The sequence below is a fragment of the Agrobacterium sp. A3-95 genome (genome assembly GCF_053521785.1).
Map to the genome: position 1 here is coordinate 86,277 of NZ_JBNWDR010000003.1, position 19,238 is coordinate 105,514.

Sequence of the window (19,238 nt, forward strand, 5' to 3'; positions counted from 1 at the left end):
GGGATAAATTCCCCAAAGGATATCGAAGGCAGATTTTGATGCGGGCAATGAAGGCAATTCTGGCTGGTGTGGCCATGGTCTCGGTTTTGGCGGCGACGCCGGTTGTGGCTGCGCAATGCGGCAACACTTCGGCAGGGTTCGACGCCTGGGTCGGTGCCTTCAAGCAGGAAGCGGCGAGCCGCGGTGTCAGCGCCTCGGTGCTTGATCGTGCCTTCTCCGGCGTCTCCTACAATCAGCCGACCATCCGCGCCGATCGCGGCCAGCACAGCTTCAAGCTGTCCTTCGACCAGTTCATGCAGAAGCGTGGCGGCCAGACGATCATCTCGCGCGGCAAGACCATGAAGAAGAACAATGCGGCTCTCTTCGCCTCGATTGAAAAGGCCTATGGCGTGCCGGCCGGCCCGCTGCTCGCCATCTGGGGCATGGAAACCGGATTTGGCGGCTTCATGGGCAACCAGCACACGCTGTCCGCCGTGGCGACGCTTTCTTTCGACTGCCGCCGTTCGGATTATTTTACCGAGCAGCTTTATGCGGCCCTGAAGCTCGTCGGCAGCGGTTCGCTGAACGTTAACGCCAAGGGTGCTGCCCATGGCGAAATCGGCCAGACGCAGTTCCTGCCGTTGAACGTTGTGCGCTACGGCGTGGATTTCGACCGCGACGGACGCATCGATCTCGTCGGTTCGCGCGCCGATGCGCTGGCCTCCACCGCCAACTTCCTTGTCGGCCACGGCTGGCAGCGCGGTGCGGGTTATCAGCAGGGGCAGACGAATTACGCGGCCATTCAGGGCTGGAACGCTGCAAGCGTTTATCAGCAGGCGATTGCGTTTATCGGCAAGGCGATTGACGGCCAATGAGGCCGCTTTATCCCAATTGGAACGTCCACTTCCGTGATGCCGGACTAGTTCCGGCATCCAGTCACGGCGCGTCTGCGCCGTGAAAGAAAATCCTAAGCAATCAAAGACTTGATCGCGCTGGACCCCGAATCACGTCCGGGGTGACGAAGCTTTGAGAAGGTTTTGACAATCACAGGTCCGGGCGGCGAAAGTCGCCCGTTTTGCCGTCCATCACCCACAATTCGCCGGTCGAGATATCGAACCAGGCGCCATGCAGCTTCACCTTGCCGGCGGTTTCCTGCGCCTTGACGAAGGGGAAGCCGCGCAGGTTGGCGATGGAGTTGCGAATGGAAACGCGCTCCAGCGCCGTCTGGCGCTCGGAAGCGGTCATGACGTCGTTGCTCTGGATCTGCTCGGCGGCGGATTTCACCATGTTCATCCATTTGCCGATGAAGTCGCCGGGTGACAGAGGTTCAAGATTGGGGTCGAGTGCGGCCTGAATGCCGCCGCAGCGGCCATGGCCCATGACGACGATGTCCTTCACCTTCAGAACCTGCACGGCATATTCGATGGCGGCTGATGTGGCGTGGTACTGACCGTCAGGCTCAAAGGGCGGTACCATGTTGGCGACGTTCCGCACGACGAAAAGTTCTCCCGGTCCGCAGTCGAAAATCGTTTCCGGCGCCGAACGGGAGTCACAACAGGCAATGAACAGGGTCTGCGGTTTCTGTCCGGTATCAGCCAGAACGCGGTATCTTTCGCGCTCGTCGGCATAGCGGCCGCTCATGAAGTTCTTGTAGCCGTTGAGAAGGGTTTCCGGAAAATCTTTCATCTATCGCAGTACCGTTGTGCTTGGACCAAGATCAAGAGAAGAACTCGGTGCGTTGAAGACCAATCCTTTAGCCGCTATTTGCGCTTGCTGCGCGAAGGATGCAAGAGATGGCGCATCTGCACCATCGCCATGGGTGTGGAGAGACTTGAAGAATCCGTCTCCAGCGTCAATTCGTTCATGTCGCGTTTTTTGGTTCGCGCCAGAATTTCGAACACGCTGGCGGTGGCCAGTTGCAGCGCCTTCTCGTCGTCCATGCCTTCCAGCAGCCGGGCAAGGAACAGCGCCGCCATCAGGTCTCCGAGACCGTTCGGTGCGTCTTCTATGGCGCGGTGTTCCGCCATCAGCGCGTGCCGGCCGCTCAAATAGAGATTTCCCGTGCCGCCCGCCATCATCGACACGGCTGAGGTGACCAGCATTTTCGGCGGGCCGAGTGCGAGCGCGGCATCCATGATGGCATTGTTGGTCTCAAGCTCGGCACCGCTCATCCAGGCCAGTTCATAACGGTTTGGCGTGGCGACGGTGGCAAGCGGAATGAGGTGATCGCGGATGGCTTCGGCAGTCTCAAGGGGAATGTATAGTCCGCCCAGATCGCCCATGACCGGGTCACAGGCATAAATCAGCGACGGGTTCTTTTCCTTGAGATTGCGGATCAGCCTTGCGACGGAGCGCACCTGCGCCGCGCTGCCGAAATAACCGGTCAGGACAGCCTTGACCTCGCCGATCCATTTGGCGTTTTCGAGGTCGGTCATGGCCTTGTCGAAGTCGTCGTCCTGAAAGCGCATCCGGGTGGACGGGCCATGGCCGGGGTGCCAGGGCAAAACGATTGTGGGCACCGCCCATACCGGATAGCCAAGGGTCTCCAGCGCGAAGACTGCGGCACGGTTGCCGACCGATCCACGCATGACGTGGCTGGAAATGACGATGACGGCGCCCTGGGTATTTTCCTGCATCACGGCCTTCTTGCTTTCAAACGCCACAGAAGCCCGCAAGTGCCCCTGCTCACAGATCAAGATGCGCTCTCATGACATATCGCATCGTCACTTTCCACCGTTAATCCCGCAAGGGTCTATCCCGTAAAACGATGGCGTCCGGTCTTCTTGGCCTTTCCGGTGCCGGTCCGGTATTGCGGGATCGGCGAACTGCCCTACCTTTTTGTTTACGCATCGGGTTTTCCCAAAACCGCGGTACACTTTTCGGCACGATGCCCTATAGTTGCATCATGCTCGATCTCGTCATCGCCTATTGGCCTCATATCCTTGCCGCTCTTTCCATTTTGATGGGAACCGTGGCGGCCGTACATGCCACGATGACGAAGGAAGAGGTCCGCTCCGCGCTTGGCTGGGTGGGCGTCATCGTTCTGTCGCCGATCGTCGGTGCAGTCATTTATGCGATTGCCGGCATCAACCGGATTCGCCGGTCCAGCATCAGGCAGCAGCGGTCTTTCATGCAGGACGAGATCATGGATCGCGTGGCGCGTCTGGATGCGAGCGGCGAGGTGATTGCCGCGCGGTTCGGACGCCGTTTCGAGGCGATGAAGACGCTCGGCGACCGGGTGACGCGCCACGCACTGACGACCGGTAACCGCATCGAGCCGCTTGTCACCGGCGACGCGGCCTATGCCGCCATGCTGGAGGCGATAGGCGAGGCGAAGCGGTCGATCATCCTCGAAACATATATTTTCGACAATGACAGGATCGGCGCCCGTTTTGTCGCCGCGCTGGAAAGGGCGAAGTTCCGGGGCGTGGAGGTGCGGGTGCTGGTGGATGCCGTGGGCGCGCGCTATTCCGTGCCGAGCATCCTGCCGACGCTCCGGGAAAAAGGCATCGTTGCCGATGTGTTCAACGGCAATGTCATCATGGGGCTGCGGCTGCCCTATGCGAATTTGCGCACCCACCGCAAGATTCTGGTGGTGGACGGGCGCATCGCCTTTAGCGGCGGCATGAATATCCGCGAGGGCTTCACCCTTGAATTCGGCGGCGAAAAACAGGCGCACGACACTCATTTCAAGATCAGCGGGCCGGTTGTCTCTGATTTTTTCTCCATTGCGGCGGAGGACTGGAGGTTCACGACGGGGGAGCTTCTGCACACGCCGGTCTGGGATATCGCCATTCCCGATGGTGTGCCGGGTTCACAGATCGTCGCCCGCGTTTCCTCCTCGGGGCCGGATAAGAGCATAGAGACCAATCACAAGATGCTGATGGGGGCGTTTTCCGTCGCCCGCTCCTCCATTCTCGTCATGTCGCCCTATTTTCTCCCCGATCGGGAGCTTATTTCAGCGCTCATTACCGCAGCGAGGCGGGGAGTCGTGGTGGATATCATCGTGCCGCAAAGCAACAATCTGGTGCTTGTGGACAGGGCGATGACGGCGCAATTCGACCAGATGTTGAAGAATTACTGCCGCATCTGGCGGGCGACAGGGCCCTTCAATCATTCCAAGCTTCTGGTGATCGACGAGCGCTGGAGCTACATCGGTTCTTCCAACCTGGACCCTCGTTCATTGCGGCTGAACTTCGAAGTTGATCTGGAAGTTATGGATGAGGAATTCGCCGCGACCATCGGAAACCGCATCCGGGAAGCACGGGCAACCGCTTTACCCGTGCGACTGAGCGAACTGAATGCGCGGCCATTCGTTGTCCGTTTTGTGGAGCGCGTCCTGTGGCTCGCTTCGCCGTATCTTTAGAGCGCCATACGTCGGAAACGCTCTAGAACTTTTAATTTGCGCATCGGAGGCGTCGCAGCGTGAAGAAAAACAGTTTGCTGGAGCGTGGAAAAACGGCACTGGCGAAAAACAGCAGCCTGCCCGCCTTCGTCATGCAGTCGCTGCGCGACCGCCACCAACGGAAGAATGCCGGGCAGGTGGAGAGAGATCACTCCTTTCCGGTCATCGCGTCCTACAACGTCCATAAATGCGTCGGCCGCGACCGCAGGTTCGATCCTGATCGCACCAGCCGCGTTATTCAGGAAATCGGCGCGGATATCATCGCGCTACAAGAGGCGGACAGCCGTTTCGGCGAGCGCACGGGCCTGCTCGATCTTGCCCGGCTGGAGCGGGAAAGCGGGCTTGTCCCCGTGCCTGTTCTGGCGGGTGTGAAGGCGCATGGATGGCATGGCAATGTCCTGTTGTTCAAGGAAGGTGCGGTGCGGGATGTTCATACGCTGAAATTGCCGGGGCTGGAGCCGCGCGGCGCGCTGGTAGTGGAACTGGATTTGAAAAGCGGTGGCGCACTGCGAATAATCGCCGCGCATTTCGGTCTTTTGAGGCATTCCCGTGCCCAGCAGGCGAAGGCGCTTATCGGTCTTCTGGAAGCGCGAAACGAATGCGCGACCATCCTCATGGGAGACCTGAACGAATGGCGTCTCGGCAATGGCTCGTCGCTCAATACTCTGAGAGATGCATTCGGCGCCCTGCCGCCCGCAGTGCCCAGTTTTCCATCCAACCTGCCGGTGCTTGCGCTCGACAGGATCATCGCCAACCGCGAAGGGCTGATCGAGCAGGTGGAAGCGCATGACAGTGCGCTGGCGCGCATTGCCTCGGACCACCTGCCGCTGAAAGCCGCGATAAGGACCGATCTGCTTCCAACCTGATCCTGTGGCATCATCGGATACGGCGACAGACTTCAGAGCCGCTGCGCTATCGTCAGATGGCTGCGCGAACGGGCCTCCAGCAGAGATTTGCGGATGGCTTCCATCAGCCGTTCACGGTTGTTTCTGGTCTTGCCTCTGTCCAGATTCTGCGCGGCAAGCGCCAGATCCAGACCTTCATGCATTACTATCGAATAGGCAATGGTTGTCGCCCAGTTTTCGTATTCCTGCTCCATCATGTCACCCCTGAACTAAATCATTTAGCCCGAATCACCCTGTTCTTGAAATTACCACAAAATGGAAAGCATAAAATAGCATTGTTCCTTTACGTATCTGCTGCCTTATGCGGATATAGTGTATTCGTTCTTTCGTTATTGCGGCGCAACATGTATGTGCTTGCTGCTTAAGTCATTGAAACAGATTCTGTTTCAGGCGATGCACATGGACGTTCCCACCAACAAAAACGCCGCGCATCGTTAGATGCGCGGCGGGCTTTCGTCGAAGTTTGCGGTGGATTGGATCAGGTCTCAGCCGGCCTTTTCGAGCTTGTAGTCCGAATTGGCAGGTTCTTCCTGTTTGTGCTGGATGAGAGGACGGTTACCCGACAGCTTGCGAACCAGCACGTAGAATACCGGTGTCATGAAGATGCCGAAGAACGTCACCCCGATCATGCCGGAGAACACTGCGACACCCATGGCCGCGCGCATTTCCGCACCCGCACCGGTGGAGATGACCAGAGGCACCACGCCCATGATGAAGGCGAGTGAGGTCATCAGGATCGGGCGGAGGCGCAGGCGACTTGCCTCGACTGCGGCCTGAAGCGGCGTTCGTCCTTCGAATTCCAGCTCGCGGGCGAATTCCACGATCAGGATCGCGTTCTTCGCCGATAGTCCGACAAGGACGACAAGGCCGATCTGCGTAAAGATGTTGTTGTCCCCTCCCGTCAGCCAGACGCCTGTCAATGCGGCGAGAACGCCGAGCGGAACGATCAGAATGATCGCGATCGGCAGGGTCAGGCTTTCATATTGCGCAGCCAATACGAGATAGACGAGCAGCAGCGCCAGCGGGAAGACCACGAGGCTGGAATTACCGGCAAGGATCTGCTGGTAAGTCAGGTCCGTCCATTCGTATTCGATCCCGGCCGGCAGGTTTTCGGCAAGGATTTTCTCGATCGCTGCCTGCGCCTGTCCAGAGGAGAAGCCCGGTGCCGGACCGCCGTTGATATCGGCTGCAAGGAAGCCGTTATATCGGTTTGTGCGCTCCGGTCCTGTTGTTGCATCTACCTTCAACAGCGTGGAAAGCGGGATCATCTGACCGGTGGACGAGCGGACCTTCAGGCGGCCGATATCTTCGGCATGGGCGCGGAATTGCGCATCTGCCTGCACACGCACGCTGTATGTCCGCCCGAAGGCGTTGAAGTCGTTGACATAAAGCGAGCCCAGATAGATCTGCAGCGTCTGGAAGACGTCGCTGACCGAAACACCCAGCTGCTCGGCCTTGGCGCGGTCGAGATCGGCGAAGAGCTGCGGCACGTTGATCTGGAAGCTGGAGAAGATGCCTGCCAGTTCCGGTGTCTGGTATGCCTTGGCGATGACCGCCTTGGCCGCTTCGTCAAGCGTCTGGTAGCCGTAACCGGCACGGTCCTCGATCTGCAGCTTGAAGCCGCCCGTCTGGCCGAGACCGTTAACCGGCGGCGGCGGGAACATGGCGATGAAGGCATCCTGAATGCCGGCAAACTTCTGGTTCAGCTGCATTGCGATGGCGCCGCCTGACAGTTCCGGCGTCTTGCGGTTTTCGAAGTCGTCGAGAACTGCAAAGACGATGCCGGAATTGGAGCCGATGGTGAAGCCGTTGATCGACAGGCCGGGGAAGGCAATGGCGTGGCTGACGCCCGGCTGTTGCATGGCGATATCGCTCATCCGCTTGATGACACTTTCCGTGCGGTCAAGCGTTGCGCCGTCCGGAAGCTGGGCGAAGCCGATGAGATATTGCTTGTCCTGCGCCGGTACGAACCCGCTTGGGACCGCGCTGAACATGCCGTAGGTGGCAGCCACCAGCGCCATATAGACGATCATGACGAGGCTTTTGCGCGTTACCAGCCCGCCTACGGTTTTGCCGTAACCGTTGGAGGCGGCCCCGAAGGCGCGGTTGAAGCCACGGAAGAACCAGCCGAAAATCCGGTCCATGAAGCGGGTCAGCCAGTCTTTCGGTGCGTCGTGCTCTTTCAGCAGCAGGGCTGCAAGAGCGGGTGACAGCGTCAGAGAATTGATCGCCGAAATGACGGTGGAAATCGCGATCGTCAGCGCGAACTGCCGGTAGAACTGGCCGGAAAGGCCGGAGATAAAGGCTAGTGGGACGAAAACGGCGACCAGAACAAGCGCGATTGCTATGATCGGCCCGGAGACTTCGCGCATCGCCTTGTAGGTGGCATCACGCGGAGTAAGCCCGTTTTCGATGTTTCGCTCGACGTTTTCCACCACCACGATGGCGTCATCCACCACGATGCCGATGGCCAGCACGAGGCCGAACAGGGTCAACGCGTTAATGGAGAAACCGAAGGCATACATGACGGCGAAGGTGCCGATGATCGACACCGGAACGGCGATCAGCGGAATGATCGAGGCGCGCCAGGTCTGGAGGAACAGGATGACCACAAGTACCACGAGGCCAACGGCCTCGAGGAGCGTATCAACGACCTTTTCGATGGACGAGCGAACGAACTTCGTCGTGTCGTAGACGATTTCATATTTCACGCCATCAGGCATCGCCAGTTGCAGATTGTCCATTGTCGCGCGGACATTGTCGGCGATTTCGATGGAGTTGGAGCCGGGAGCCTGCAATACGGCGATCGCCACGGCGGGTTCGCCGTCGAGCAGCGAGCGCAGCGTATAGTCGGCAGCGCCGAGTTCGATGCGGGCGACATCGCGAAGACGGGTGATCTGGCCGTTCGCGCCGCTCTTGACGATGATGTTGCCGAATTCCTCCGGAGTCGTCAGACGACCCTGGGCATTGACGTTGAGCTGCAGGTCGACGCCGTTGGGGCTTGGCGATGCGCCGATAACGCCGGCTGCGGCCTGGACGTTCTGCTGACGGATGGCGTCGGATACGTCGCTGGCGGCGAGATCGTGTTCGGCCACCTTTTGCGGATCCAGCCAGACGCGCATGGAATAGTCACCCGCGCCGAAGACCTGCACCTGACCCACGCCTTCGATACGGGCCAGGCGATCCTTGACGTTCAGCGTCGCATAGTTGCGCAGATAGGTGATGTCATAGGCATCGGTCTTCGACACGAGATTGACGACCATGATGAAGTCGGGCGAGCTTTTGACGGTGGTGATGCCGAGTGCGCGCACTTCCGCGGGCAGGCGCGGTTCGGCCTGCGACACGCGGTTCTGCACCAGCTGCTGCGCCTTGTCCGGGTCGGTGCCCAGCTTGAACGTGACGGTCAGCGTCAGCACGCCGTCCGATGTCGCCTGGCTGCCCATATAGAGCATGTCTTCGACGCCGTTGATCTGTTCTTCAAGCGGCGTGGCGACGGTTTCGGCAATAACGGCCGGGTTCGCACCGGGATAGGTGGCGCGGACGACGACGGATGGCGGCACGACTTCCGGATATTCGGAAATCGGCAGGGCGCGCATGCCGAGAAGGCCTGCGACCACGATCAGGATCGACAGCACGCCGGCGAAGACCGGCCTGTCGACAAAAAATCTGGAAATATTCATATCCAGTCCCCTCTCCGGGTAGATTTGGAAATGCAAGGACCGTTCCGGCGGCATCATGGCCGCCGGTGAGGGCCGGTTCTTTGTGAAATGCGTCTCGCCGGAGGCGGGACGGCGTTATTGCGAGGCGGCGACCTTGTCTTCCGCCTGCGGTGCGATGGTTGCACCGGGGCGAATGCGCTGCAGGCCGTTGACGACGATCGTATCGCCGGCGGCAAGGCCGCTGTCGATGATGCGCTGGCCGTCAGCCGGTGCGCCGGGCTTGATCTGGCGGTAGCTCACCTTGTTTTCGGCATCGACGACAAAGACGAACCGCTTGTCCTGATCCGTGCCAATGGCGCGGTCGCTGATGACTATCCGGTTTTCCGGCTTCGGTTCACCCATGCGCACCCGCACGAACTGGCCGGGAATGAGCCTGCCATCAGGATTTTCGAAGACCGCACGCACACCAATGGTGCCGCTGGCGGAATCGACTTGGTTGTCGATGAGGTGCAGGGTGCCCTTGATCGGCGTGCCTTCATCCGAAAGCGTGCCGATTTCCACCGGGATCTGTTCGAGCGCGGGCAGGGCGTCGGTTGTCTTCGGCAGCTCGGAAAGCGCTTTCGCTACCGTTCCTTCGCTCGCGTTGAAGCTGGCATAGATGGGGTTGACCGAAACCAGCGTCGTCAGGGCAGGCGATGTCGAGCCGGCGGCAACGAGGTTGCCGGCGGTGATTTCAATGCGGCCGACCCTGCCGGAAACCGGTGCAACGATTTCGGTGTAACCAAGATCGAGCTGAGCCGTCGTCAGCGTCGCGCGGGCGGCGCGAAGCTGGGCTTCGGCATCCGCAAACGAGCTTTGCCGCTGGTCGAGATCGCTCTGGGAGATCGTGCGATTGTCTGAAAGCCTGCGGCCACGGTCGAGTTCCGTCTTGGCAAGGCTGACCTTGGCTTCGGCGGAGGCGACCTGGGCTTCAGCACCTGCAACGGCTGCCTGATAGGGGGCCGGATCGATGGTGAAGAGGGGGTCGCCTTCCTTCACCAGCGCGCCTTCGCGGAAATGCACGGCCTTGATCTGGCCAGCGACGCGGGAGCGGATCTGCACGCGGTCGACGGCTTCGAGACGGCCGGAAAATTCTTCCCAGCGCATCACATCGCGGCTTTCCACCTTGGCGACGGTGACTGGGATAGCCGGCGTTTCAGCCGGGGTGGAAGCTGCCGTCGCATCACGGCTGGTGGGCAGGTCGAAAATGAGTGCTGCGGCTGCAACGGACATAGCAAGCCCGATACCGGCGCCCGTCAGGGCCCGGCGCTTTGTGGTCAGCGTCATGGGTCTCTCCTTGGCTCGGATCAGGAGCCGGTCAGTTTCTCTATCTGTGTGTTTTGTCGCATGGTCCGGGCGTAAAACCGCTACGCACTTTTACTGGACATGCTCAAAATGCGATTTCAGTGTTTTATCTGGTCAACGAAGGTCTTGAACTCCGAACAGACGGATGGGACCCATCCGCCGCCCTTTCCTTGATAAAGCCCCGTCCAGCCAATACCGGCGGGGAAAACATGCTGCCGGACGCTGACACCGGAGGCGATGAGCCTGTCGGCATAACCGACCGTTTCGTCGCGCAGAGGGTCGTCCTCGGCGGTAAAGATCAGCGCCGGCGCCACCCGGTTCAGCCGCGTACACTGGCAGGGCGCGGCATAGGGGTGAAAAAACCCGCAGGCCTTGGCAAGGTAATGGCTCCAGCCATCCGCCCAGCGCTGGCGCATGCCGATCCTGTCCGCATCGCGGAAGGATTCCGTAGTCATCATCGGGTCGATCATGGGCGACAGAAGTATTTGACCGGCAAGCTTGCCCGGCATGCGGTCCCGCGCCTTCAGCGCAAGCCCAGCCGCCACATTGCCACCAGCCTCTTCGCCGGCCACAAACAGCAGCGATTTCGCGCCGCCATAATGCTTGCGGTCCCGGCTCAGGTGATCCAGCGCTTCGAAGGCACAATCGATCACCATCGGAAACTCGTTGCCGGACGACTTGCTATAGTCGGCCTCGACGACGATCGCGCCGCTTTCGGCGAGCGCGCGTGCCACCGGAAGCTCCGGGCAATTGCCGCCCTTTTCAAGAAACGAGCCGCCGCGCAAATAAAGGACCACGGGCGGGTTGGTGCACAGGCCGGCACTTTCATATCGGCGCACGGAAAGCTGGGACGCCGAGCCCCCACAGCCTTCTATATTTTCCCAGTGCGCTTTCATCTGATCCGGTCCCGTGCGCCGCCATCAGCAGCTCACCATATTTGCAAAATCTGAAATTCATATTATTGTTCGGGAGAAAACGATCAAGTACGTCAAAATGAAAACACTATTCCAAAAAAACGGATAATAGCGACATGGATCAGCTTTCCGCCATGCGGGTATTCACTCGCGTCGTCGAAACCGGCAATTTCAGCCGCGCCGCGACCGCGCTGAACATGCCCAAAACCACCGTCACCAACATGGTCCAGGCGCTGGAGGCGCATTTACATACCACGCTTCTCAACCGCACAACGCGGCGGGTGATGCTGACGACGGACGGCGCTCTCTATTATGAGCGGGCCTCGCAGATTCTGTCGGAAATCGAAGAGCTTGATGGCAGCATGTCCAGCGCGCAGGTGCAGCCGTCTGGCCGGTTGCGGGTGGAAATGGCCGGTGTCTTCGCGGACCTCGTGGTTATTCCACATCTTTGCGAATTTTACCAGCGCTATCCGCAAATCCGGCTCGATCTCGGCGTCGGCGACCGTCTGGTCGATTATATCGCGGAGAATGTCGATTGCGCGCTGCGGGTCGGCACGTTGCGGGATCAATCACTTATTGCGCGCAAGGTCGGCGAGCTGAAATTCGAAACCTTCGCCTCTCCCCTGTACATCGAGAGTTTCGGCATGCCGCAACAGCCGGAAGATCTCGAAAACGGACATCATTCCGTGGGATATTTCAATGCCACCACTGGCCAGATCATGCCGATCTCATTCGACAACGGGCTTCGCAGCGTCGAGATTACGCCCAACTACGTCGTTTCGGTGAATGACAGCCGCACTTATCTCAACGCCGCGCTGGCGGGCATGGGCATGGTGCAGCTGCCCGTTTTCATGGTCAAGGATGCGCTTGCGCGTGGCGAGCTTGTGCCGGTTCTGCCGGAATGGCGGCGCGAACCGATGCCGATCTATGTGGTCTATCCGCAGACACGGCACGTCACCAACAAGGTCCGTGTCTTCGTGGACTGGCTGGCGAAGATGGTTCACAGCCTGGTCTGAGGCGGCTAGTCACTGCCCGACCTTTGCCGCGACAAAATCGATAAAGGCGCGTACGCGGGCGGCCAGGTGATCATGTCCGGCATAAACGGCGTGGATCACCTCCATGTCGCCCGGATTGTAATCCTCCAGCACCGGCACGAGCAGACCGGCCTCGATATCCGGCTCGACATGAAACTCTCCGACCCTTCCCAGCCCAAGGCCCGTCAGGCACAGCCTACGCATTGCCATGCCGCTGTTGACCGAGGCGTTGCCGGTCGCGGGAAGGCGGTAGACTTCCGTCGTGCCGGGATCACGGAAAGGCCATTCGTTGAGGCTGCGACTGAAATTGAAGCTGATGCAATTATGTTGGGCCAGATCCTGCGGCTTTTCCGGCATGCCATGTTTTTCGATATAGGCAGGGGAGGCGACGATGATCCGGCGGACCTCTTTCAGCTTTCTTGCCTTGAGGGACGAATCCGCCATCCCGCCGGATCGTATCGCTATGTCGGTGCGCTCCTCGATCAGGCTGATGACGCCGTCGGTCAGCGAGATATCCAGTTCGATTTCCGGATAAAGAGATAAAAACTCCGGTGCGAGCGGCAGAAGATACCTTTCGCCGAAGCCCAGCGTGGCGTTGACACGCAGTAGCCCCCGCGGCACCACCTTGCCGCCGCCTGCTACCATCTGCTCCGTATCGGCGATGTCGGCCAGAATGCGCCTTGCCCGGGAAAGATAGATTTCCCCCTCCGGCGTCAGCGTCACCACGCGGGTGGAGCGAGCGAGAAGGCGGGTGCCGAGGCGGTCTTCAATGCGGGTGACAAGTTTGCTCACCGCAGAGGGTGAAAGCTTGAGCCTGCGCCCGGCTGCGGAAAAACTCCCCAGCTCGGCTGCCGCCACGAAGACTTCCATTTCTCCGGCCCTGTTGTCCATCGCTGCACCACTTGTGAAATTAATTCAAAGGCCTTTATCCAATCTTGCTGATTATCATGCAAGTCCTCTTCGCCCATATTGCAATCACATAGTTGATCCAAACGGACAGCACCCGCTGTCCATAACGCCCGCGATCCCGCTCCGGGCGAAGAGGTACTCGTCATGCCATTGGCCATATTTGCCTTGACGATCGCGGCTTACGCGATCGGAACCACGGAGTTTGTCATCGTCGGTCTTTTGCCGACGGTCGCCGCAGATCTCCACATTACCCTTCCGCTTGCCGGCCTTATCGTCAGCGTTTACGCGCTGGGTGTCACTTTCGGTGCGCCGATCCTGACTGCGCTGACCGGCAAGATCGAAAGAAAGCCGCTGCTGCTCGGTCTGATGGCGCTGTTCGTCGTCGGTAATGTCGCAGCCGCCGTGTCGCCAAGCTATGAGACGCTTCTGGTCGCGCGGGTGCTTTCCGCCTTCGCCCATGGCGTGTTCTTCTCCGTTGGCGCCACCATCGCCGCCGATCTCGTGCCGGAAAACCGCCGTGGCTCGGCGATTGCCATGATGTTCATGGGTTTGACCGTCGCCATCGTCACCGGCGTGCCGATCGGTACCTATATCGGGCAGATTTTCGGCTGGCGCGCCACCTTCTGGGCGGTTGCAGGTCTTGGTGTCATCGCCTTTGCCGGTATCGCGGCCCTGTTGCCGGGAACGCTGAAGAAAGCGCCGCCCGCCAGCCTTCTCGATCAGGTGCGGGTGCTGGGTTCCGGCCGACTGCTCATCGTTTTCGCCATGACCGCACTTGGTTACGGCGGCACCTTCGTCGCCTTCACCTTTCTGGCGCCGATCCTTCAGGATGTCACGGGCTTCTCCGAAAAGAGCGTCGGCCTGATCCTTGTGCTCTACGGCATCGCCATTGCCGCCGGTAACATCGGTGGCGGCAAAATCGCCAACCACAATCCAGTCAAGGCGTTGATCGGCCTCTTTCTGGCACAAGCCATCGTACTGCTGGTCTTTTCCTTCACCGCCGTCTCGCCGATTCTGACCCTGATCACGCTGGTGGCGCTCGGCTTCCTGTCCTTCGCCAACGTTCCCGGCCTGCAGCTTTATGTGGTGCAGCTGGCCAAGGAACACCGCCCCGGCGCTGTCGATGTCGCCTCGGCGCTCAATATCGCCGCCTTCAATCTCGGCATCGCGATTGGTGCGTGGCTTGGCGGTCTGGTGGTGGAATCGCCGATGGGCCTTGCCGCAACCCCATGGGTCGGCGCCATCCTTGTCGCCATTGCCCTCATTCTCACCCTCTGGAGCAGTGCACTCGACCGTCGCGCCTCGCTCTCGCTGAAGACCGCCTGAGTTTTTCACATATAAATCCCGGCCACTGCCTAAGGGCTGGCCGGGTGTACCCTAAAAGGAGAAAATATATGTTTGATGTCACCGCCAAAGGCGCATCGATCCCGGTGCTTGGCTTCGGTACCTTCCGTATTCCCGGCCCCGATGTTCTTCGGATCGTTCCGCATGCCCTGAAGGCCGGCTTTCGCCATATCGATACCGCACAGATTTACGGTAATGAGGCCGAAGTCGGCGAAGCCATTGCCGGTTCCGGCGTGGCACGCAGCGATATCTTCCTGACCACCAAGGTCTGGGTGGAGAACTACAGGCACGATGCCTTTCTTGCCTCCGTCGATGAGAGCCTGAAAAAACTGAAGACCGATTATGTCGATCTCCTGCTTCTGCACTGGCCGAACGAAGCGGTAACGCTGGCCGAGCAGATCGGCGCGCTGAACGCGGTTCGCGACGCCGGCAAGGTTCGCCATATCGGCGTGTCCAACTTCAATACGGCGTTGATGGCTGAGGCGGTCAGTTTGTCAAAGGCGCCGATCGTCACCAATCAGATCGAATACCATCCCTATATCGATCAGGATATGGTGATCGCGGCGGCCAAGGCTGCCGGCATGTCGGTGACGGGTTATTACGGTATGGCCGACGGCAAGGTTTTTGCCGATCCGGTTTTAAAGGACATCGCCGCAAGCCGGGGCAAGTCGGTGGCGCAGGTGGTGCTGCGCTGGCTCGTGCAGCAGCAGGGTGTGATTGCGCTTTCGAAGACGGTGAGCGAAGCCCGTGTTGATGAAAACCTTGCGATCTTCGATTTCACGCTGTCGGTCGCTGAGACGGATGCGATCCGTGCTCTTGCTCGACCGGATGGCCGTATCGTCTCGCCGGACGGGCTTGCGCCGGTATGGGACGCGGCTGCCTGACCGTTGCCAACGGGTGTGGGTGGAATTCCTCCTGGTGCCGTCACGCGGGTCTAGCCGGCATGACGGAGGAGCGGTTTTCACTGATATAGATAACCTTAAGACACCCGGATAAGCTATCCGGGTGTCTTCTGAGAGAGTGGATCAGAATTCGCCCCATGTCTGATCTTTCGAGGCCGTGGATACGCCGAGCGCTGCGGCCACCTGGCCGATCATGCGACGCGCCGGGGATGGTCTCGGCTGTGCGTTGTCCGCAACGCGCACCGGCGCTGAAGGCATATATGCGGTTCTAGCCGTGCTGGTGCTGGCCATTGCGCCATCCAGCTTGAACTGGCCGACGATCTGGCGGAGTTTTTCGGCATCACCGGCAAGCGATGCGCTGGAGGCCGTCGCCCTTTCGACCATCGCGGCATTGTGCTGCGTGACCTGGTCCATCTGGTTTACCGCGCTGTTGACCTCGGCCAACCCGACCGACTGTTCCCTTGCGGATGTCGCGATGGCGTCGAGTTGTGTATTGATGGCGATGACGTGACTTTCAATGATCTTCAGGGCGTCGCCGGTTGCGGTCACGAGTTTCACGCCGTTCTGAACTTCGTCGGCGGAGTTGCGGATAAGCTCCTTGATTTCCTTGGCCGCTTGCGCCGAGCGCTGGGCCAATTCACGCACTTCCTGTGCCACAACCGCAAAGCCCTTGCCTGCCTCGCCCGCACGGGCCGCCTCGACGCCGGCGTTGAGTGCCAGAAGATTGGTCTGGAAGGCAATCTCGTCGATGACGCCTATGATGTTGGAAATCTGGCTTGAAGAGCTTTCTATGCGCTTCATGGCATCGACCGCAGTTGCCACGACCTGACCGGATGTCTGCGCGGATCTGTTGGCCTCGACCGCCACGATCCGCGCCTCCTCAGTCCGTCTGGTCGAATTGCTGACGTTGCTGGTTATCTGGTCGAGCGCTGCGGCTGTTTCTTCCAGCGATGCGGCTTGGGTTTCCGTGCGTTGCGACAGGTCGCTCGCACTCGAACTCAACTCGCGAGAGCCGTTGTCGATCGTGGCCGTTACATCGGCAACGGACAGCAGTGTTTTGCTAAGCTGGTTTACGGCGATATTGAAGTCCGCACGCAGGCTTTCGAATTCTGCGGAGAAAGGCGTTTTCAGCTGGTAGGACAGGTCGCCATTGGCCATATGCTTCAGACCTTCGGCAAGGCCGCTGGTCGCTTCCGCCATTTCGGCGGCGCGCCTGCGATCAATATCGGCGGTTCTTTGACGCTCTGCCTCGGACTGGTTACGCACCTGCGCCGCATCCGCTTCCAGCCGGCGGGCCTTCAATTCGTTATCCTTGAAGACCTCAACGGCCTTTGCCATCGTGCCGACCTCGTCGCGCCGGTCCGTTCCCTCGACATTGACGGACAGGTTACCCTCCGCAAGCGTTTGCATCGTGCCGACAAGACCCCGGATCGGCGTGACAAGCCAGCTGCTGATCGCGAAATATCCGATAACGACGACGGTGATGAAGCCGAGGACGACCGCCGCGACGGTAATCAGTGCAGTCCGTTGGCTTATGTCGCTCAGATCATCGCTCTGCTGGGCGCTACGGTTCGAAATATCAGTGGCTATCTGTGTAAGTTTCGCGCCGATCTTGGCAAAGACTGGCTGGCACTCGGTGCCAAACGCTTTTTGCGACGCAAGTGCCTCATCCACGGTTGATGCGGTTCGGCCCAGGTGCCAGGCGTTCTTGCACGTCACGTTATAGAGCGTCGTCACGTCGTCCTTGAGTACGCGCAGGCGGTTGTCTTCGGGGATATTGGCGATGGCTCCATCCATCGATACCATCAACTTGTCGCGTGTGGCCTTCACCTCAGCTTCGGCAGCGGCATTACCCTGTTCCGTAAAGGCGATCATCATATCGGCCAGAGCCGCACGCCCGTTCAGCAGTTCCTTGTTCGCGAGCGCCAAATTCAAGGCCGCTGCGCTGTCACGAGCAATAAGGTCACTATAACTTCCATCGATCGATTTGATCTGTATGGCGGAGTAGGCCGCAATCAGGATTGCACATACGCCGAATAGCGCAAATACCGTCAAAAACTTTCCGACAACGGGAATATTTCTCATCGTTATGGCTCCCACAAGAAAATCGAGCCCTTCATGGGTCATATTTCGGCATCATGCGCTTTTCCGGTGATGATTATACTTACAAATTTAAGAAATAATTATGTATTATTAGTAATTACGCATCTTATAATAAGATACTGTACTATTATAATAAATAAGAATAGTATTTAATACTGAATAATTCTCATGAGAATCCAAATCGGCTGTCATGTCTTGCACGTCCGCGAACGCCTTCCCGAAGCGAATAAGTTCGGTATCTAGGGCACGGGACTATGGTTGGGCGTCAGATCGGCCCAGAACATGCGGGTAGGCTTCGGTTGAAGAGGAGCTATCTGGGACCGGCGGCAAAATCAGGCGGTGCCTGTAAGCGCTTTGACATTCCCGACGTTTTCCAGGGAAAACTGGAGCGGGCGAAGGGATTTGAACCCTCGACCCCAACCTTGGCAAGGTTGTGCTCTACCCCTGAGCTACACCCGCTCAAAAACCGCTGGTCCGGGGTAGTTCGCTGGACCGCGGGCCGCCAAAGCGCGGCGACGGGTGCTATATCGCTCAATCGTTTTTGGAATGCAACAGTTTCTTTTGCGGTTTCGGTGGAAATCCGTCTGGCCTGTGGGTTTATTCAAAACGACCGGCCCGATGCGTCGTTAAAAAGTGTGTTGGCGGGCGAAGGTATTGTTTCGGCTGGCCTTTATTTGGGTTGTAAAAGCACACAACCCGCCGGATGGCCAAAAAATAACCTGTTTACATTTGGTTAAAATCTGATTCGACAAGTGATTCGTTCGGGTGTACAAATTTCATGTCCACAAAAAAAGAAACGATACTTGGCATGTCATCATCGGGAGGATGAGCCTTGTCGTATGCAGCTTTTGAAAGAGTCGGCGCACAATTGTCGCCCCAGCAGATCACCGATCTGCAGAATATTTTCGACGGCGTATGTTTCGAGTGCCTTCAAGATCGCTGTAGCCACGTCGCCAACGAGTGCGCGGCGGTTTTGATCCGTAGCGCCCAGCGCGGCATTCTCGATCATGAGATGTTGCGCGACATCGGTCTTGCGGTTTTACGTCGGCACTGATTGCGCCATTTCATTAAAAAAGCGCCCGGGCATCTCGGGCGCTTTCGTGTGTGTGGTGGCAGTAGCAGCGTTGCGGCTCAGCTCTTTTCCTGAACGTGCGCCTCGAGGAACCACAGCGCCTTGTCGAGATCGCGCGAGGCGGCGGTGAAGATATCCGCTGTCGTCGGGTCGCCGGCCTCGTCGGAATCATCGATAGCCTTGCGGATCATGTTGGCCACGTCGCCATAACGGGCGATCAGTTCGTCCAAATGATCGTGGATCTTGTAGATATCGGTCGGATAGGCCTTGAGCTTGGTCGTCGAAGAGACGGATTGCAGGCTACCGAGCGCTGTGCCGCCAAGCTGCACCACACGTTCGGCAATGGTATCGCCGTGATTGTCGAGCTGGGCGCGGAAGGTGTCGAGAAGTTCGTGCACGGCGATGAATTGCGGACCTTTCAGGTTCCAGTGCGCCTGCTTGGTCACCAGTGCAAGGTCGATCATCGAAGCGAGCGATTCGTTCAGAATACCCATCACCGTTGATTTGGCGTTGGAAGGCAGGTCGTTCTTCGTCTTGTGCGTCTTCATCGATGTCTCCTGACGTTGCGGACGGAATGCCGTTTGGCAAAATCTCCCCCGATTAACGCCCTGGCCGGTTGCCCTGTTCCGTCGCTCGGACGGCAATGGCAAAAAACCTCTGCAATCGTC

The 19,238-nt window shown here is 59.0% G+C and carries 16 protein-coding genes and 1 tRNA gene; 7 read left to right on the top strand and 10 right to left on the bottom strand.

The window, feature by feature from the left end; all coding sequences use genetic code 11:
- Positions 1-38 precede the first annotated feature (38 nt).
- The gene (locus tag ACQZ5Y_RS09810) at positions 39-854 is read left to right on the top strand and encodes a lytic murein transglycosylase (RefSeq protein ID WP_003514072.1); all 816 of its coding nucleotides are present in this window, start codon (positions 39-41) and stop codon (positions 852-854) included.
- Between the two features lie 169 nt (positions 855-1,023).
- Here the strand turns inward: ACQZ5Y_RS09810 and ACQZ5Y_RS09815 are convergent, their stop codons facing one another.
- Both ACQZ5Y_RS09815 and pdxY read right to left on the bottom strand, forming a co-directional pair.
- The gene (locus tag ACQZ5Y_RS09815; protein ID WP_174049943.1) at positions 1,024-1,665 is read right to left on the bottom strand and encodes a carbonic anhydrase; all 642 of its coding nucleotides are present in this window, start codon (positions 1,663-1,665) and stop codon (positions 1,024-1,026) included.
- Positions 1,666-1,739: 74 nt separating this feature from the next.
- Positions 1,740-2,615 (bottom strand): pyridoxal kinase PdxY, encoded by an 876-nt coding sequence (pdxY, locus tag ACQZ5Y_RS09820; RefSeq protein ID WP_026330745.1) that lies wholly within the window; start codon positions 2,613-2,615, stop codon positions 1,740-1,742.
- Positions 2,616-2,884: 269 nt separating this feature from the next.
- Between pdxY and ACQZ5Y_RS09825 the strand changes: the two genes are divergently transcribed.
- Together ACQZ5Y_RS09825 and ACQZ5Y_RS09830 are read left to right on the top strand one after the other, a co-directional pair.
- Entirely contained in the window at positions 2,885-4,345 is a 1,461-nt protein-coding gene (locus ACQZ5Y_RS09825) for a phospholipase D-like domain-containing protein (protein ID WP_111783498.1), read from the top strand.
- Positions 4,346-4,404: 59 nt separating this feature from the next.
- Positions 4,405-5,250 (top strand): endonuclease/exonuclease/phosphatase family protein, encoded by an 846-nt coding sequence (locus tag ACQZ5Y_RS09830; RefSeq protein ID WP_013636769.1) that lies wholly within the window; start codon positions 4,405-4,407, stop codon positions 5,248-5,250.
- Positions 5,251-5,282: 32 nt separating this feature from the next.
- Here ACQZ5Y_RS09830 and ACQZ5Y_RS09835 read toward each other — a convergent pair whose 3' ends face one another.
- From ACQZ5Y_RS09835 to ACQZ5Y_RS09850, 4 genes are all read right to left on the bottom strand, one after another.
- On the bottom strand, positions 5,283-5,486 hold the full coding sequence (locus ACQZ5Y_RS09835) for a hypothetical protein (RefSeq protein ID WP_174049941.1): 204 nt from the start codon (positions 5,484-5,486) through the stop codon (positions 5,283-5,285).
- 288 nt (positions 5,487-5,774) lie between these two features.
- On the bottom strand, positions 5,775-8,969 hold the full coding sequence (locus ACQZ5Y_RS09840) for an efflux RND transporter permease subunit (RefSeq protein ID WP_174049939.1): 3,195 nt from the start codon (positions 8,967-8,969) through the stop codon (positions 5,775-5,777).
- 114 nt (positions 8,970-9,083) lie between these two features.
- Positions 9,084-10,274: an efflux RND transporter periplasmic adaptor subunit gene (locus ACQZ5Y_RS09845; protein ID WP_003514060.1), complete on the bottom strand. Its 1,191-nt coding sequence runs from the start codon at positions 10,272-10,274 to the stop codon at positions 9,084-9,086.
- A gap of 116 nt (positions 10,275-10,390) precedes the next feature.
- Positions 10,391-11,188, bottom strand: coding sequence for an alpha/beta hydrolase fold domain-containing protein (locus ACQZ5Y_RS09850; protein ID WP_013636765.1), 798 nt, complete (start codon positions 11,186-11,188; stop codon positions 10,391-10,393).
- A 134-nt stretch (positions 11,189-11,322) separates the two neighbouring features.
- On the opposite strand from ACQZ5Y_RS09850, the gene ACQZ5Y_RS09855 reads away from it, so the two are divergent.
- The gene (locus ACQZ5Y_RS09855; protein ID WP_003514057.1) at positions 11,323-12,222 is read left to right on the top strand and encodes a LysR family transcriptional regulator; all 900 of its coding nucleotides are present in this window, start codon (positions 11,323-11,325) and stop codon (positions 12,220-12,222) included.
- 9 nt (positions 12,223-12,231) lie between these two features.
- Here ACQZ5Y_RS09855 and ACQZ5Y_RS09860 read toward each other — a convergent pair whose 3' ends face one another.
- Entirely contained in the window at positions 12,232-13,131 is a 900-nt protein-coding gene (locus tag ACQZ5Y_RS09860; RefSeq protein ID WP_174049937.1) for a LysR family transcriptional regulator, read from the bottom strand.
- 162 nt (positions 13,132-13,293) lie between these two features.
- Between ACQZ5Y_RS09860 and ACQZ5Y_RS09865 the strand changes: the two genes are divergently transcribed.
- Together ACQZ5Y_RS09865 and ACQZ5Y_RS09870 are read left to right on the top strand one after the other, a co-directional pair.
- Positions 13,294-14,475 carry an MFS transporter gene (locus ACQZ5Y_RS09865; RefSeq protein ID WP_174049935.1) on the top strand — a complete coding sequence of 394 codons (1,182 nt, stop codon included), beginning with the start codon at positions 13,294-13,296 and terminating at the stop codon, positions 14,473-14,475.
- Between the two features lie 68 nt (positions 14,476-14,543).
- The gene (locus tag ACQZ5Y_RS09870; protein WP_174049933.1) at positions 14,544-15,377 is read left to right on the top strand and encodes an aldo/keto reductase; all 834 of its coding nucleotides are present in this window, start codon (positions 14,544-14,546) and stop codon (positions 15,375-15,377) included.
- Positions 15,378-15,518: 141 nt separating this feature from the next.
- On the opposite strand, the gene ACQZ5Y_RS09875 is transcribed toward ACQZ5Y_RS09870, so the two are convergent.
- The gene (locus tag ACQZ5Y_RS09875) at positions 15,519-17,480 is read right to left on the bottom strand and encodes a methyl-accepting chemotaxis protein (RefSeq protein WP_174049931.1); all 1,962 of its coding nucleotides are present in this window, start codon (positions 17,478-17,480) and stop codon (positions 15,519-15,521) included.
- Positions 17,481-17,882: 402 nt separating this feature from the next.
- A tRNA-Gly gene (locus ACQZ5Y_RS09880) sits at positions 17,883-17,957 on the bottom strand.
- A gap of 373 nt (positions 17,958-18,330) precedes the next feature.
- Between ACQZ5Y_RS09880 and ACQZ5Y_RS09885 the strand changes: the two genes are divergently transcribed.
- On the top strand, positions 18,331-18,552 hold the full coding sequence (locus ACQZ5Y_RS09885) for a hypothetical protein (RefSeq protein ID WP_013636760.1): 222 nt from the start codon (positions 18,331-18,333) through the stop codon (positions 18,550-18,552).
- Between the two features lie 77 nt (positions 18,553-18,629).
- On the opposite strand, the gene dps is transcribed toward ACQZ5Y_RS09885, so the two are convergent.
- The gene (gene dps, locus ACQZ5Y_RS09890) at positions 18,630-19,118 is read right to left on the bottom strand and encodes a DNA starvation/stationary phase protection protein Dps (protein ID WP_174049929.1); all 489 of its coding nucleotides are present in this window, start codon (positions 19,116-19,118) and stop codon (positions 18,630-18,632) included.
- Positions 19,119-19,238 lie beyond the last annotated feature (120 nt).